Annotated in this window: 19 protein-coding genes and 1 tRNA gene; 11 read left to right on the top strand and 9 right to left on the bottom strand. The window is 34.4% G+C overall.

Annotated features, from left to right (window positions below; translation table 11 throughout):
* Window positions 1–112 precede the first annotated feature (112 nt).
* The 3 genes from AB8S09_RS08760 (at window position 113) to AB8S09_RS08750 (ending at window position 1,010) form a co-directional block, all read left to right on the top strand.
* Window positions 113–196: transfer RNA gene (locus AB8S09_RS08760), tRNA-Leu, on the top strand.
* 216 nt (window positions 197–412) lie between these two features.
* Window positions 413–811: a hypothetical protein gene (locus tag AB8S09_RS08755; RefSeq protein WP_294184542.1), complete on the top strand. Its 399-nt coding sequence runs from the start codon at window positions 413–415 to the stop codon at window positions 809–811.
* Window position 812: 1 nt separating this feature from the next.
* Window positions 813–1,010: a helix-turn-helix transcriptional regulator gene (locus tag AB8S09_RS08750; RefSeq protein ID WP_369868955.1), complete on the top strand. Its 198-nt coding sequence runs from the start codon at window positions 813–815 to the stop codon at window positions 1,008–1,010.
* Window positions 1,011–1,077: 67 nt separating this feature from the next.
* On the opposite strand, the gene AB8S09_RS08745 is transcribed toward AB8S09_RS08750, so the two are convergent.
* The 3 genes from AB8S09_RS08745 to AB8S09_RS08735 are packed head-to-tail and all read right to left on the bottom strand — an operon-like array spanning window position 1,078 to window position 2,136.
* On the bottom strand, window positions 1,078–1,650 hold the full coding sequence (locus AB8S09_RS08745) for a manganese catalase family protein (RefSeq protein ID WP_294184539.1): 573 nt from the start codon (window positions 1,648–1,650) through the stop codon (window positions 1,078–1,080).
* Between the two features lie 12 nt (window positions 1,651–1,662).
* Complete coding sequence (locus tag AB8S09_RS08740; protein ID WP_369868954.1) at window positions 1,663–1,917, bottom strand: spore coat protein CotJB; 255 nt, start codon at window positions 1,915–1,917, stop codon at window positions 1,663–1,665.
* A gap of 24 nt (window positions 1,918–1,941) precedes the next feature.
* A complete protein-coding gene (locus tag AB8S09_RS08735) occupies window positions 1,942–2,136 on the bottom strand; it encodes a spore coat associated protein CotJA (RefSeq protein WP_294184535.1) in 195 nt (64 codons plus the stop codon).
* A 153-nt stretch (window positions 2,137–2,289) separates the two neighbouring features.
* Here AB8S09_RS08735 and AB8S09_RS08730 point away from each other — a divergent pair, with 153 nt between their 5' ends.
* Window positions 2,290–2,763, top strand: a complete 474-nt coding sequence (locus AB8S09_RS08730) for a spore coat protein (protein WP_369868953.1) — start codon at window positions 2,290–2,292, stop codon at window positions 2,761–2,763.
* A 42-nt stretch (window positions 2,764–2,805) separates the two neighbouring features.
* Here the strand turns inward: AB8S09_RS08730 and AB8S09_RS08725 are convergent, their stop codons facing one another.
* The 3 genes from AB8S09_RS08725 to AB8S09_RS08715 all read right to left on the bottom strand — a co-directional run bounded on the left by AB8S09_RS08725 (window position 2,806) and on the right by AB8S09_RS08715 (window position 4,633).
* The gene (locus AB8S09_RS08725; RefSeq protein ID WP_369868952.1) at window positions 2,806–3,618 is read right to left on the bottom strand and encodes a lecithin retinol acyltransferase family protein; all 813 of its coding nucleotides are present in this window, start codon (window positions 3,616–3,618) and stop codon (window positions 2,806–2,808) included.
* Window positions 3,619–3,641: 23 nt separating this feature from the next.
* On the bottom strand, window positions 3,642–3,923 hold the full coding sequence (locus AB8S09_RS08720) for a DUF4491 family protein (RefSeq protein ID WP_369868951.1): 282 nt from the start codon (window positions 3,921–3,923) through the stop codon (window positions 3,642–3,644).
* A 125-nt stretch (window positions 3,924–4,048) separates the two neighbouring features.
* Entirely contained in the window at window positions 4,049–4,633 is a 585-nt protein-coding gene (locus AB8S09_RS08715; protein ID WP_369868950.1) for a hypothetical protein, read from the bottom strand.
* A gap of 151 nt (window positions 4,634–4,784) precedes the next feature.
* On the opposite strand from AB8S09_RS08715, the gene AB8S09_RS08710 reads away from it, so the two are divergent.
* Window positions 4,785–5,438 (top strand): DUF2953 domain-containing protein, encoded by a 654-nt coding sequence (locus AB8S09_RS08710; protein WP_369868949.1) that lies wholly within the window; start codon window positions 4,785–4,787, stop codon window positions 5,436–5,438.
* Window positions 5,439–5,463: 25 nt separating this feature from the next.
* Window positions 5,464–5,847: a GerW family sporulation protein gene (locus AB8S09_RS08705; protein WP_369868948.1), complete on the top strand. Its 384-nt coding sequence runs from the start codon at window positions 5,464–5,466 to the stop codon at window positions 5,845–5,847.
* A 13-nt stretch (window positions 5,848–5,860) separates the two neighbouring features.
* On the opposite strand, the gene AB8S09_RS08700 is transcribed toward AB8S09_RS08705, so the two are convergent.
* On the bottom strand, window positions 5,861–6,754 hold the full coding sequence (locus tag AB8S09_RS08700) for a DMT family transporter (protein WP_294184520.1): 894 nt from the start codon (window positions 6,752–6,754) through the stop codon (window positions 5,861–5,863).
* Between the two features lie 96 nt (window positions 6,755–6,850).
* On the opposite strand from AB8S09_RS08700, the gene AB8S09_RS08695 reads away from it, so the two are divergent.
* Complete coding sequence (locus AB8S09_RS08695; protein WP_369868947.1) at window positions 6,851–7,642, top strand: Cof-type HAD-IIB family hydrolase; 792 nt, start codon at window positions 6,851–6,853, stop codon at window positions 7,640–7,642.
* A gap of 114 nt (window positions 7,643–7,756) precedes the next feature.
* Window positions 7,757–8,185: a hypothetical protein gene (locus AB8S09_RS08690; protein WP_369868946.1), complete on the top strand. Its 429-nt coding sequence runs from the start codon at window positions 7,757–7,759 to the stop codon at window positions 8,183–8,185.
* 69 nt (window positions 8,186–8,254) lie between these two features.
* Here AB8S09_RS08690 and AB8S09_RS08685 read toward each other — a convergent pair whose 3' ends face one another.
* A complete protein-coding gene (locus tag AB8S09_RS08685; protein ID WP_369868945.1) occupies window positions 8,255–9,559 on the bottom strand; it encodes an aminotransferase class V-fold PLP-dependent enzyme in 1,305 nt (434 codons plus the stop codon).
* Between the two features lie 774 nt (window positions 9,560–10,333).
* Here AB8S09_RS08685 and AB8S09_RS08680 point away from each other — a divergent pair.
* From AB8S09_RS08680 to sdaAA, 3 genes are all read left to right on the top strand, one after another.
* Window positions 10,334–11,674: an APC family permease gene (locus AB8S09_RS08680; protein ID WP_369868943.1), complete on the top strand. Its 1,341-nt coding sequence runs from the start codon at window positions 10,334–10,336 to the stop codon at window positions 11,672–11,674.
* Between the two features lie 111 nt (window positions 11,675–11,785).
* Window positions 11,786–12,469, top strand: coding sequence for an L-serine ammonia-lyase, iron-sulfur-dependent subunit beta (gene sdaAB, locus AB8S09_RS08675; RefSeq protein ID WP_369868942.1), 684 nt, complete (start codon window positions 11,786–11,788; stop codon window positions 12,467–12,469).
* Between the two features lie 3 nt (window positions 12,470–12,472).
* The gene (sdaAA, locus tag AB8S09_RS08670) at window positions 12,473–13,345 is read left to right on the top strand and encodes an L-serine ammonia-lyase, iron-sulfur-dependent, subunit alpha (protein WP_369868941.1); all 873 of its coding nucleotides are present in this window, start codon (window positions 12,473–12,475) and stop codon (window positions 13,343–13,345) included.
* A 139-nt stretch (window positions 13,346–13,484) separates the two neighbouring features.
* Here sdaAA and AB8S09_RS08665 read toward each other — a convergent pair whose 3' ends face one another.
* Window positions 13,485–13,691, bottom strand: coding sequence for a cold-shock protein (locus AB8S09_RS08665; RefSeq protein WP_294184506.1), 207 nt, complete (start codon window positions 13,689–13,691; stop codon window positions 13,485–13,487).
* Window positions 13,692–13,784: the final 93 nt, after the last annotated feature.

The following is a 13,784-nucleotide window of genomic DNA, read 5'->3' as shown; positions in this document are numbered from 1 at the left end:
ATAATCAAATGCGGTATACTAAGACATTATCACAATTAAATCATAATTCTCAATAAATTTCTACATTTTTTATTGACAATTGTGTAAAAAATAATTATAATAGTTATTGCATGCGAAAGTGGCGGAATTGGCAGACGCGCACGTTTAAGGGGCGTGTGATTCAATCGTACGGGTTCAAGTCCCGTCTTTCGCACCAAAATAATTTGCAGATATTGAAAAATCAAAGATGTAATACATCTAAAGTGTAATGAGTTTAAACATTAAAAATGTTATAAGCTTGTTGCACTTTTTTATTTTGCCTTATCTCAGAAAGTGGGTGGCAGAAAAATAGATATTGATTTATAAGTATAAATGTGATATATTTGTCTCATATGTTGAACTGATATTTTGAATTACGAGGATGTGATTTATAGTGAATGAAAAAAATAAAATGTTTACTGCGTTATTTTTTATTGTTTGTACCATTATTCCTATGTTCTTTGCAACTGTGAACTGGTATAATACTTACGGCCGTGGACTTGAATCAGGGGAAATTAACCCTGCGGCAGTATTGGTTGTAGGTTTGATCTCTCTTTTGATGATAGCTGCTGCTGTTTTTAAATTATTCCCTAAAATCAAGGATGAATTATTTAGACTAAATGTGTTAAAAGCTTCTATGATAAGTTTTATAAGCTGTATTATTGGAATTATCATAATAATATCGGCATTGTCTTTGAATGCTGTATTTAATTTTATAGCAGCTTTATTGATTTTGTACTTTTCAATTATAGCAATTTTTGTATTGTCATTTTTTTATTTCGAGGGGAATTGAAATGAAATTAATAACGACGATTAAGCAGCATAGAAAATTGAATAATATTACTCAGGAGGAGTTGGCACAGATGGTCAATGTTAGAAGGGAAACCATACAAAGACTGGAAAAAGGTTATTACAATCCATCCTTAAAGCTTGCATATGATATTTCAAAGGCTCTCGATACTTCAATAGAAGAATTGTTTTTATTTAAATAGTATATGAAAATATAACTGGAAACCGAGATTTCCAGTTATACAAAATTTTTCTGCAGTCTTCAAAAAATTAAAAACATTTTTTTGAGTCAGCTTTATCCTGGACATGGACAAGAGCTTCTCCAAAACGTTGAAAATGAACTATTTCTCTTGCCCATAGAAATTTGAGGACATCTATTATATCGGGATCATCTGTTAAAGTTATTAAGTGTTCATAAGTTGTTCTGGCCTTTTGTTCCGCTGCCATGTCTTCGTGGAGATCCGTCACTGGATCTGCAGTGGCAGTTATATAAGCGGCAGTCCAGGGAAAACCGCTGGCATCCTGCCAGTAAAGTGCACGCCCATGTTGGACAAAATGGCTGCCCAGGCCTGCTTCTTCCAATTCACATACAGTGGCATTTTTCGTAAGCTGGTATATCATAGCACCTATTATCTCCACGTGTGCCAGTTCTTCCGTACCGATATCATTAAGTAAACCTTTAGTTTTGCCTGTGGGCATAGTATAACGCTGGTTTAAATATCTCAGGGCGGCACTTAATTCTCCGTCAGGGCCGCCGTATTGGGCAACCAAATATTTAGCCATTCGTATATCTTTGCTTTTTATTTTAACAGGATATTCTAATTTTTTCTCATAAATCCACATATATGGAACCTCCTAATTTCCAGTTTCCCATGGCCAGGGTTCATTTGTCCAGGACCATGGGTATTCGCTTTGACTGAGCCCAAAGTTGGCAAGCATTCCAAAATTTGCTTCATATTCTCTTTTTAGATACATGAGCTGCTTTGACAGGGTATTGTAGTCGGCAAGGGCCTTTTTATTATCGGGGAAATTATCTAGATAAATATTCAAATCCACTGCAGCAAATTCCACTTGCCGTATTTTATCTAGTAATTTTTTACGATCTTTCATATATTTATTTCCTCCTATTTTATATTAATTGCTTGGATAAGGTATAACCAAATTAGGAAATACGGTGCCTTTTTTCAATGCCGTATTCAAAGGGAGCAAACCTATATAGGGCTGCATCGGTACGTAGGCCTGTGCCAATCTTTTACCTGGTCCGGCCGAAAACATGGAAGGGATCATATATTCTCCAGGATTCATATAGGGAACAAAATTCGAATGCACTATTTTCACCTCTTATATTCTCTTTACAATGATAATATATTCATTATGGGCAATTGTGTTAACGTCGGTTAGATGTGTGAGTGCTGTTCTAAATATTTTTTATAAGGTATAAAAATATCCTTTGTGATGCAAAATAGGTCTGGAGGTGTTTTTATGTCGATAAGTTTAACAAATAAGGAAAGATTACTTCTGGAGGATCAGAAAAGCCATGAGGGAATGTGCATAAGCAAGTATACAAATTATGCCAGTCAGGCGAAGGACCCTCAATTGAAACAATTATTTCTAAACAATGGTTCTACCGAGCAGGAACATCTGAACAGTGTGAATTCACTTTTAAATGGGCAAGTACCTGATCTGAACAGCAGCCAGCAGCCCAAACCAAGTTTGAATGTGAATTCGGGTGCTTCTTCATCACATGCAGGTATGTCTCAAGTTAATGACGAAGATATGTGTAAGGATATGCTCATGACGGAGAAATATGTTTCAGGTACATATGATACTTCAATATTTGAGTTCAGGGATACGAACGCCAGGGATGTATTGAACCATATTCAAAAAGAAGAACAGCAGCATGGTGAGTCCATCTATAAGTATATGGAAAGTAAAGGTATGTATAAAGCTCAATAACATTGAAAAAGCCGCCTTTGAAATTTTATAAAAGGCGGTTTTTTATTGCAGGTTTATACCCATTGCTGTGAATATTTTTATCTGGGCCAGCTCTTCCTGCGATAAATTGTCCAGCTGATAGGATCTGGAGTTTCCAGTTTTGGCCCACAGTGCAAAGTGTTCGCAGTTATTTTGCAGGAGGTTGTAACTTCTTTCTCCAAGTCTTGTTTTTGCCCTCCTTACAGTTTCCCCAGGATTGAATTCCACATTGCTCTTTACATTTAAAATAAAGTAATTTTCAGGTCTAAAATAAGGAGTCATATCCGTTTCCCTTATCCGGGCATCTTTTGCACTGCCCGTATTGCTGCAGTAGTGAATGACCCTGTTATTGCCGATATATATTCCATAATGGTTGTATTTGTATCCCAGGAAATTATCAGTTGTCCCTACTATATCTCCGTATTTTGGTGCCCTCATGATTTTTGACAGCTTAGAGGAATTGTCGGAATTTACTTTAAAGCACAGCTTTTTATCCTTTTTCAACTTATAATTTTTAAAATGTAGATTTGCGGACAATGTTACGTTGATTTTACTGTTGTCCAGGAATCCGTCCATGGGAGGGTTTATGAGTAGAGTTCTTCCATTGGCACCGGGAAATATATATACGTCTATGTTATCGTTGTTTTTGTATTTTACGGATATATTTTTTAAATTGGAATTATTCCATACAATTTTGCCTTTCAGGGGTATCTGGATTTGGCTGTATTTGTAGATATTCACTTCCCTGTTTTGATATATATAGATCCAGCATAAGGAAAATGCCACCGCAGTTATTATAAATATAGATATCAATTTTATAAGAGAGAATTTTTTCATTTAATAACACCCTGCTTTATATTTTAGTTGCCTTTCTTTGGGAACCATCCTTTAGATACCCTTTTCCTCTGCTTGAATAGTTCCAGTATGCTCCACAGTGAGGTAAAACCCAAAATCCCCAGAAGTCCGGATACTACAGTGTTCCTGCTGAACAGTGAAAAAGCTATGCTTATACAGCCTACCAATAAAAATAAAGGCCATATTTTTGTTCCAAAGTGATATTCACCTTTTATTACAATTATATGGCCGATGCCGGTTAAAACCAGCATGAAAATGCCAATAACGAGTCCATAATAATTAAACATCAGTGTACCTCCTGTATTAAATATAATAGCATTATATCTTTTTTATGTATATTTTTTTATTGGCATTGATGGATACTGTAATTTTTATATGATATAATAGCTGTAACGTGTTTCAGTTGTAGAAATTATTGTTTTGAACCGGGTGGTACAATTAGTCTGACTTTGTCTTTTATAAAATTTTTCTGACCATAGTTCGTGTATATATTGGCATAAATGTCATTTATGGAATTTGGTATTATCCAGCTGCCTTTTAATTTTTTCATCCTGTATTCTGCTATTTTTTCATATTTGGGATTTTCATTGGCAGTAGGTATAATTTCCACAGATTTACTGTTAAAACTCTGCAGGTCCCGATTTTCATTGTCTCCTGTATTTATTATACAGGTTTTGGAGTTTTTATTTTTCACTTCTCTCACATAGCTGTTTTTACCTGAAGATGAAATTGGGACTAAGTTTTTAGTTTCAAGTACTTTATTTGTAATACTTGTTTCTTTAGGTGCAGACATCCATATTAAGGGCGGGATGATGAACAGTACAAAAAGTGCCGTTATGCACATGGCGGTTATATTTGAAATCATATTTTTTGTCCAGTATTGTAATAGTTCTCTTTCACTGTAATTTTTATTTGATATTCTTTTGCCCTGCTTGTAAAATAATTTTATTCCCAGTGACAGTGCCAGAAATCCTGAAAGGTATAAGAAAAAAATCATAGCTGCTCTCTCCTAATATCAATATAAACTTCATAATAGATCTTACCAGAAAAGACTTAAAAAATATATATTTAATTTAACAAAATTTTCACTTAATTATAAAATGCTTGTTAAAATTTGTGCTCTGCAGGAGGAGGTATTTTAATTTGGAATGTTAAAGGTAATTGGAATTATAATTTTGATAATTTTAATGTTTCTGGCTTTGATGGTATTATGCAGTATGAATTATAAATTTGAATTTGTATTGGAAGAAAATACGCCTAGATATAACTTCAAAATTGAGCTGCCTTTGGCAATTATCTCTCTTGCAGGCAGGGGAAAGGGAAGAAAACTAGAATTATCTGTAAGGGTGTTTTTTATTGTGAAAAAAATACCTGAAAATTTCATAGAACACTGGCATCAGAAGTCAAATGATAAAAGGCCCAGGCATAATGCCCTGAGTAATATAAAAAAATTTTTTACGTATAGGAAGTCTATAGAGAAAATTCTATATATAGTTAAACCTAAATATGTTAAAATAAAGGGAGTTTATGGCTTGGGAAATCCGTATATTACTGGAATATTGGGGGGGATTTTTGCTATAATTGAAAGTATAGTACCACAGAGTTCAGTAAATATAAGACCGGATTTTTGTAACAAGGTATGTAATATGAATGTAGAAATTAAAGGGGATTTGAAAATTATATCCTTGATTTTTATAATTTTTAAAAATTTTATAATGGGAAATGCAGAAAGAGAGACCCGCAGGGTGCATAGAGTAAAGAGCCGTAGATTTGAAAAGACAGGTGAAGTGAAAGCTGGCTGATATTTAATATATAAGGGGTGATAATATGGATATTAAAGAAAATACTGAGGCACTATTTTCACAGTTGGAAAACTTTTTGAAGACAGAGACGGTTGTAGGCAAACCTATAAAAGTGGAAGATGTAACGTTGGTTCCATTTATAACCGTCAATTTCGGGTGTGCTACTGGAGGAGGCGGACAGGGAAGCGGCGATGATAAAAAACAGGAAGGCTCTGGAGCTGGCATGGGTGCAGGTGCAAAGATAACGGCAGATGCCGTACTTGTAATAAAAGATGATACAGTTAAAGTTCTTCCTATTAAAAACAAGGATAATTTGGATAAGATAATAGAACTGGTTCCAGAAATAGTCAAAAAAATAGGTATAAAGAAAAATAAGGGCAAGGAAGAAAACGGCAAAGCCAAACCATAAGTACTTTCATATTTTAAAGACTCTTTTTAAATGTGAATTTCAATTTTGTCTCTGAAATGAGTACGGATAGAAATATTATGCCGCAGCCTATTGCCATATTCAGTGTGAATATTTCGTTTAAAAATATCAGAGATATAATTGCACCAAATACGGATTCCAGTGAGAGCAATATTCCTACGTGATTGGGATTGGCATATTTTTGAGCTATATTCTGAATTAAAAATCCTATCATGGTACTGAAAACCACTAAATAGAAAATAGGGAATATGGCATCATGATGTATTCCTGAAAAAGGTGGTTCAAAAATAATTGCAAATAGGAGAGAAAATATTCCTGCAAACAGCATCTGCACTACAGACAATATTATTGGATTGGATTTCCTTGCAAAACAGGCTATTGAAATTATGTGCGATGCAAATAAAACAGCAGATAAAAGTGTCAGCCAGTCTCCCACATTTATATTAAGCTGCATGCCGGGCTTGAAGCTCAATATTGCTATGCCTGTGAGGGCGATTACGGCTGATATCACTGCCCTATGTGTCGGTTTGTTTTTAAATATGGCCCAATATAGGAAAGGTAATATGATCACATACACCGAGGTTAAAAAAGACTGCTTGCTTGCAGTTGTGTAATTGAGTCCTATAGTTTGGGCTGTATAGGCTAAAAATAAAAATATGCCTATTATGGAACCTCGAATTATGTCTTCCAGATGTATTTTTATCATTATCTTAAAGAAGATAATTGAAATTAAAACTCCGGCGCAGAGAAATCGTATGGCCATCATGTAAAGTGGAGTTACATTGTTTAGAGCATCTTTTGTAGCTGCATAACCTCCTCCCCATAATAGGGCGGCCAGTAATAAAAATAAGTCTGCTGTAATTTTTTTTCTGTTTTTGTGGGCTTCCATAATTTTATACCTCTAATAATTTAAAAATCATCAAATACATTGTATTGATATTTGTGATTATTGTCAAATAATTTCAATCGATATAGGAGGCAATTTATGTATAAACTAGTATCTGCAGATATGGATGGAACTTTATTGAATGAAAATCATGTTTTGAGTGAGAAAACTGTAGAAGCAGTGAAAAAAGTACGAAATTTAGGTCTAAAAGTAATTCTGGTTTCAGGAAGGGAATTTAACGGGCTGAAAAATTTTTTAAAAGAGTTGAATTTAGATGATTTTGCAATATGCTTAAATGGAGCAAATCTATATAGAAAAAATAAATTGATTTTAGGTGAACCCGTTGACAACAGTGTATGCAGCAAAATCATACACATGGCCGAAGAAAATAATATCTATTGTATATTGTTTGATGAAAAAAAGGTTTATGTAGAAAAATTTACTGATTACATGAATTTAAATGACTATATAGCTTATTTCCGGATGGTGGGAAAATTATCTTCCTTTTTTAGAAATCAACCCATGTATAAAATAGTCCTTATGCAGGACAGAAATAAACTTTTGAAGATAAGGAAAAAGATTCTGGATGAATTTGGGGATAAAATAAATGCCAATTTTTCACTTCCAAATTATCTGGAAATATTCAGTAAAAAAGTGGACAAGGGAAGCATGCTTGAGAAGGTTGCAGAATATTATGGGATAAAGCAAAATGAAATACTGTCCATAGGAGACTGGGACAATGATATTTCTATGATAAAATATGCTGGATTTGGAATAGCGATGGGCAATGGTTCCACTGGATTAAAATCAGCTGCGGATTATATAACCAAAAGCAATAGAGAGGACGGGGCCGCTTATGCCTTGAAGAAATTTATATTGGATAAGGCATGATGCAGACTGCTGTGGATATGATTAAAATTTGTTTTTCAAGTATCATTATAGTGATAAATACATGTTTTAAAAATATATATTTCTTGTAACTATATACTGGAGGAGTTAATGGAAATGAACAGGAAAAGCCTTAATTTTAATATCAAAATACTAATTTTTATGGGATTTTTAATAACGGCGTACTTTTACATAGATAAACTTGAGGCACTCGTGTTGGTGCCCTGTATATTGTGTGTATGTGATGCAGTTTACATATTCATCAAGGTTAAGGACAGAATTGGACTTAGAGTTATATTTTTTTTAGGTACTGCCCTGGCGCTGATTTTTATATTACATACAATAGTGGTTTATGGTACATCCAACCCAATTCCTATAATTCTCATATTCATTATGACTAATTTATTTTTTTTGTACAACTTAATACTGTATTCTTTTAATAAATACGGTAAGCTCAGCCTTGTACTCATATTTTTAGGATGGGTTATATGTGATAGCATTCCAATACTTATGATAATGATTTTGTCTGCAGGGCTTTCCAGCTGATGGCAGATAGGTTTTTCAAGGTTTAGGTGAAGAAAGCAATTAAACTTCACTTAAACCTTAAAATTAAACTTACCTTATATTCCTGGTTATTTTTTTCAGGGTATCTATCAGTGTATCTACTTCATCATAGGTATTATACAAGCCGAAACTCAGCCTGACGATACCGGGCCTAAAATCATTGAAGTGGGTCTTAAAATAGTTTATTTCTTCAGGGGAAAGTTTCAACAGCCTTTGAACATAGGGATGGGCACAGAAACAGCCGCTCCTTACGGAAATTCCAGATAAATCTGATAGAAGTCTTGCAGTGGTCTCATGGTGCATGCCTTTTATATTGAAAGGGAGAATTGCAACTTTGTCGCAGTTTGGATTTGTGTCTCCATATATGATGATATTTGGAAGCTGGAGCATTTTATCTAGTGCGTAGTTGCATATACTTTTTTCCCTTTTATCTATAGAATTCAATGATAATTTGTTTAATATTTTGATTGAAGATACAAGAGCTGTAACTCCGAGTACGTTGGGAGTTCCGGCTTCATTTTTTCCTGGAGGATCGTCCCATAGGACATAGTCATCCGTTACTACCTTTATTGTACCGCCGCCGCTGTATTCCGGAGGTGCATTGCTGAAGGTACTTTTTGGACCTATAAGGACGCCTATTCCAAAGGGAGCGTACATTTTATGGGCGGAAAAAGCTAAATAGTCGATAGATTCTTCTTTTGAGCTCTGTTCCATGTATATGGGATAGTGTGGTACTAGCTGTGCTCCATCAACTAAAATCTCAGCTCCATAGCGGTGGGCAATTTGTGCTATCTTATATATGGGGTTTTTATATCCAGTAACGTTGGATGCACCAGTTACACAAACAAGTTTTACTCTGCCGTGGTGCTTTCTTAACTTATATTTTAAATCTGACAGATTTAGTTTACCAAGCTCGTCCACTTCGACGTAATCCACTTTGAATTTACTTCTCCAGGGAAGATCATTTGAATGGTGTTCCATTCTGGTAGACAGTATAATCGAGTTCCTGTATAAGCTGTTGAATATATAGGACAATTTATTGATAGCACCTGTAGTATTATTTACATATATTACTGTGTTTTTTTGCGGATTGCAGTGTACAAAATTGCATATAATATTTCGTGACATCTCGTAGGCATCAGAGGACAGCTTGGATTTAAATCCGTTTCCTCTGTGGATAGATGAATAATAAGGTGAAAAGCTATTTATTCTTTCCATAACATAGTTAAAGGGCGGGGTAGTAGCCGCATTGTCAAAATTTATGGCAGGTACCAGTTTCCCATTTTTCAAGGGAATTTTTGTATCTATACCAGTTATTAAATTTCTATAATTAAAAAATGTTTCTGATTGAGACATGTTAAAATCACTTCCTGTTTTATCGATATAAAATATACTTTCATATTGATTTATATTATGTAGTTATAATTGCAAATGTACCAAAATAGTTATGTTTTTATAAGCTGGTATTGTCTAAATATCTATTAATTTTTTTATTCATGAATGATTGCATATCATGAATTAATTAAACAATTATAATTAAGAGATAAATCAAAATAATGAATAATATGATTTATTTTTATGGGCATACAACAGTTTATAAAAAGTATTTTTTAAAAAATTTGTCGTATAATTATTGTGCAAATTGTATTAATATGATATGATAAAAGAAATAAATAAAAGAACAATATATTAAATTTGTTTTTAAAAGACGTACATTTATTTGATATAAAACGTTTAAATGTAAGATTATAGAATATATTAAGGTTTTCATGCTTACATAAATTAAATTTAAATTAATTTTATAATGCTTGGCAATTTAAAATGCTGGATTGAATTTTATAAGACATATATTCAGAAAGAACTGAATATAAATTTGTCAGTAAAATTTTATCATGCTATTTTATTTTGTAATTTATTATTCTTTTTTAGGCAAATAATAAATTTTAAATTTTAAAAATATAAATTAATTTTGGGCAAAGTATTGTAAAATGTTAATATTTTAATTATTATATCTATAAGGAGCTGAGTTTACCTGATTACTTTATTTACAGTAGTTGAAGTAGACATCAATGCTTTTGAATTAATTCAATAATTATATTTATATTATAAGGAACAAGGGGGAAATTGGTAATGAGCGATAATGGACTAAAAAGAAATTTGGGGCTGGTGCCTGCTCTTGCAATAGTTATTGGTATAGTTATAGGAGCTGGGGTATTTTTTAAGCCCACGGCCGTGTTTACTGCCACCGGAGCGCCTGGTCTTGGATTGATAGCCTGGATACTTGGAGGTATTATAACTATAGCAGGCGGACTCACCACAGCTGAAATTTCGGCTGCGATACCCAGGACAGGAGGAATGGTAGCTTATCTGGAGGAAACCTATGGAGACATGTGGTCGTTTTTACTTGGATGGGCACAGACTATAATATACTTTCCGGCCAATGTTGCTGCTCTTGCTATAATATTTGGAACACAGACAGCTGCACTTTTGGGTATGCCTGATTCATACATAGTTCCAATAGCTATTATAGTCAGTGTATTTTTGGTAATCATGAATCTGTTTGGATCCAAAACCGGCGGTGCTATTCAAACAGTTTCAACTATATGTAAACTGATACCTTTATTTGCAATTATAATAATAGGATTTGTAAGCGGAAACGGCGGCACAGCAAGATTGCTTCCTGTTGTAGCACAAAATCATCCTATAACAACAAGTCTAGGATCTGCTCTGGTAGCGACTATGTTTGCCTATGACGGCTGGATAAATGTAGGGACAATAGCTGGAGAAATGAAAAATCCAAAAAGGGATTTGCCAATAGCTATTATAGGCGGGCTGTCAATAGTAATGGCTGTTTATTTACTTATTAATATAGCTTATCTGTTTGCATTACCGGCAAGTGCCCTGGCAGCAACAAAAACACCGGCAGCAGCTGTGGCCAATGTATTATTTGGACCGGCAGGCGGAAGCATAATAACTGTGGGAATATTGATATCGGTATTTGGTACTATAAATGGATACATACTTACGGGAATGAGAGTTCCATATGCTATGGCCGTGGAAAACAAATTACCAGGCAGCAAATGGCTGTCAAAATTATCTTCAAAATCCAAAGTACCTGTAAACAGCGGTATATTGCTTGAGATAATCTCGATAGTACTTATATTTTCAGGTAAGTTTGATCAGCTGACAGATCTTCTGATATTTGTAATATGGATATTCTATGTGATGACTTTCTTTGCAGTTTTCGTTCTCAGAAAAAAGAGACCGGATATGGAAAGGCCATACAAAGTTCCACTTTATCCGGTAGTTCCTATTATTGCTATAATAGGAGGGCTCTATATAGTATTTAATACGCTGTTTACCCAGCCTTTAAATGCTGGCTTAGGATTAATTGTAACTTTGATAGGCTTGCCTGTATACATGTGTAGAAAAAGCAAATTTAAAAAAGTTGACAATGGTGAAAAGAATTAAAAAATGATTTGGCTATAAAGCACTATTATTATTTAAAAACTCAAAATAAATTTTAATAGTGTTTTATATTTTGCTCTATTATATAATATAAAGAAAGGTTTGGTGTCTAGAATGAGAGAATACAGTGTTTTTGATATACTGGGTCCTGTAATGATAGGGCCATCTAGTTCACATACTGCAGGAGCAGCACGATTGGGGAAAATTGCAGGTACTATAGCTGGTGGAAAAATTAAAAAAGTACAATTCTTTCTCCATGGATCTTTTGCAAAAACCTATAAGGGTCATGGTACTGACAAGGCGTTGATTGCCGGGATATTAGGGATGAATCCATGGGATAAGAATTTAAGAAATTCCATGGAGTTGGCAAAAGAAAAAGGTATAGAATTTGAATTTATAGAAACAGATCTGGGAGATGTACATCCAAATACGGTTAAATTTGTAATAATGTGTGAAGACGGCAGGGTTTCAGAGATAATGGGATCATCTATAGGCGGAGGCAATGTAATTATAACTGAGGTAGATGGAGATAAAATAGAATTTACCGGAGTTTACCCTACAATATTGATAAACCATATAGATGTACCAGGTATGGTGGCTAAAGTTTCACAGGTACTTTACAAATATAAGATAAATATAGCTTTTATGAGGGTGTATAGGGAAAATGTAAAGGGAGCCAAGGCAGCTATGGTATTTGAAGTGGATGATTTTGTTTCGGATGACGTAGTTAATGAAATAAGCAAAATACCCAATATACACAAGGTCAGAGCTATAAATCCTATAAGCGAGGAGGAATAATCTATGGTTAATACGGGAAAAGAACTGATAGACATATGTCAGAAGAGGAATATAAAGATTTGGGAATACACAGTTGAACAGGAAGTGAAACTCACAGGAAAAAGCAGAAAAGAAATTTTTAACAACATGAAAAAGAATTTTGCAGTAATGAAGAATTCGGCGGAATATGGAATACAGCACAGAGTAAAATCGGTAAGCGGTCTTATAGGTGGAGATGCATATAAATTAGGTGAATATTGCGGCAGGGAAAAGACTTTGACTGGTACTTTCATGGTAAAAGCCATGGCAAGAGCTCTTTCCTGTTCTGAAATAAATGCTGCCATGGGAAAAATAGTGGCTTCGCCTACAGCTGGATCCTGTGGAATAATACCGGCTGTAATAATAACGGCGGGAGAGAAACTGAATAAAAATGAGGATGAATTGATTCAAAGTCTTTTTACAGCCAGCGGAGTTGGAATACTGATAGCTAAAAATGCTACTATGGCTGGAGCAGAAGGAGGATGCCAGGCAGAATGCGGTTCAGCCTCGGCTATGGCGTCGGCAGCTGTAGTTGAAATGATGGGAGGTACTCCGGAGCAGGCGTTGAATGCAGGTGCAATAGTTATAAAAAATATACTTGGATTAGTCTGTGATCCGGTAGCGGGACTTGTGGAAATACCATGTGCGATGAGAAATGCATCGGGAGCTGTCAATGCGTTGACTACTGCCGATATGGTCATGGCAGGTGTATCGGGTAGAATTCCGTTTGACGATACTGTTGCAGCAATGTACAAAGTGGGCAAACAACTTCCATGTGAACTCAGGGAAACAGCCCTTGGCGGACTTGCAATCACTAAAACTGGACTTAAGCTAAAGAAAGAAGTGCTTGGAAAATAAAAAAGTAACCTGGGGTTCAAAAACCCAGGCTATTTTTTATAAGCAAATGTAAGCAAATGTAAAAACCACCCTTTCTAGAAAGGTGGCAAAACATTACATTCATCTATGTTAAGATGTTTTTTATTATATTGTAAAATTACTATGATAATTTTACAACATTGGCAGCTTGAAGACCCTTTGGTCCCTCTTCAACATCAAATTGAACTTTTTGACCTTCTTCAAGATTTTTTCTAGGTTCATCACTTTGGATTGCGGTAAAATGTACAAAGACATCATTTTCGCCTGGTACTTCGATAAATCCGAATCCTTTTTCTGAATTAAACCATTTTACTGTTCCTGTTTTCATTTATTATCCTCCTAAAGATAAAACACTTTATAATTGATATATAACTTGTATATCGGTGTTTATTAATTCTATTAGTATAACACAAAAATAATA

The sequence above is a fragment of the Clostridium lapidicellarium genome, assembly GCF_041224415.1.
GTDB lineage: Bacteria > Bacillota > Clostridia > Clostridiales > Clostridiaceae > Clostridium_B > Clostridium_B lapidicellarium.
Note: the sequence above shows the minus strand (reverse complement) of the source record. Positions and strands in the feature narration are given on the sequence as shown.

What these genes read in the sequence shown, in the direction of transcription:
- AB8S09_RS08750 (WP_369868955.1), top strand. Translation starts at nt 813, where the DNA reads ATGAAATTAATAACGACGATTAAGCAGCATAGAAAATTGAATAATATT.
- AB8S09_RS08745 (WP_294184539.1), bottom strand. Translation starts at nt 1,650, where the DNA reads ATGTGGATTTATGAGAAAAAATTAGAATATCCTGTTAAAATAAAAAGC.
- AB8S09_RS08740 (WP_369868954.1), bottom strand. Translation starts at nt 1,917, where the DNA reads ATGAAAGATCGTAAAAAATTACTAGATAAAATACGGCAAGTGGAATTT.
- AB8S09_RS08730 (WP_369868953.1), top strand. Translation starts at nt 2,290, where the DNA reads ATGTCGATAAGTTTAACAAATAAGGAAAGATTACTTCTGGAGGATCAG.
- AB8S09_RS08725 (WP_369868952.1), bottom strand. Translation starts at nt 3,618, where the DNA reads ATGAAAAAATTCTCTCTTATAAAATTGATATCTATATTTATAATAACT.
- AB8S09_RS08720 (WP_369868951.1), bottom strand. Translation starts at nt 3,923, where the DNA reads ATGTTTAATTATTATGGACTCGTTATTGGCATTTTCATGCTGGTTTTA.
- AB8S09_RS08715 (WP_369868950.1), bottom strand. Translation starts at nt 4,633, where the DNA reads ATGATTTTTTTCTTATACCTTTCAGGATTTCTGGCACTGTCACTGGGA.
- AB8S09_RS08710 (WP_369868949.1), top strand. Translation starts at nt 4,785, where the DNA reads ATGTTAAAGGTAATTGGAATTATAATTTTGATAATTTTAATGTTTCTG.
- AB8S09_RS08705 (WP_369868948.1), top strand. Translation starts at nt 5,464, where the DNA reads ATGGATATTAAAGAAAATACTGAGGCACTATTTTCACAGTTGGAAAAC.
- AB8S09_RS08700 (WP_294184520.1), bottom strand. Translation starts at nt 6,754, where the DNA reads ATGGAAGCCCACAAAAACAGAAAAAAAATTACAGCAGACTTATTTTTA.
- AB8S09_RS08695 (WP_369868947.1), top strand. Translation starts at nt 6,851, where the DNA reads ATGTATAAACTAGTATCTGCAGATATGGATGGAACTTTATTGAATGAA.
- AB8S09_RS08690 (WP_369868946.1), top strand. Translation starts at nt 7,757, where the DNA reads ATGAACAGGAAAAGCCTTAATTTTAATATCAAAATACTAATTTTTATG.
- AB8S09_RS08685 (WP_369868945.1), bottom strand. Translation starts at nt 9,559, where the DNA reads ATGTCTCAATCAGAAACATTTTTTAATTATAGAAATTTAATAACTGGT.
- AB8S09_RS08680 (WP_369868943.1), top strand. Translation starts at nt 10,334, where the DNA reads ATGAGCGATAATGGACTAAAAAGAAATTTGGGGCTGGTGCCTGCTCTT.
- sdaAB (WP_369868942.1), top strand. Translation starts at nt 11,786, where the DNA reads ATGAGAGAATACAGTGTTTTTGATATACTGGGTCCTGTAATGATAGGG.
- sdaAA (WP_369868941.1), top strand. Translation starts at nt 12,473, where the DNA reads ATGGTTAATACGGGAAAAGAACTGATAGACATATGTCAGAAGAGGAAT.
- AB8S09_RS08665 (WP_294184506.1), bottom strand. Translation starts at nt 13,691, where the DNA reads ATGAAAACAGGAACAGTAAAATGGTTTAATTCAGAAAAAGGATTCGGA.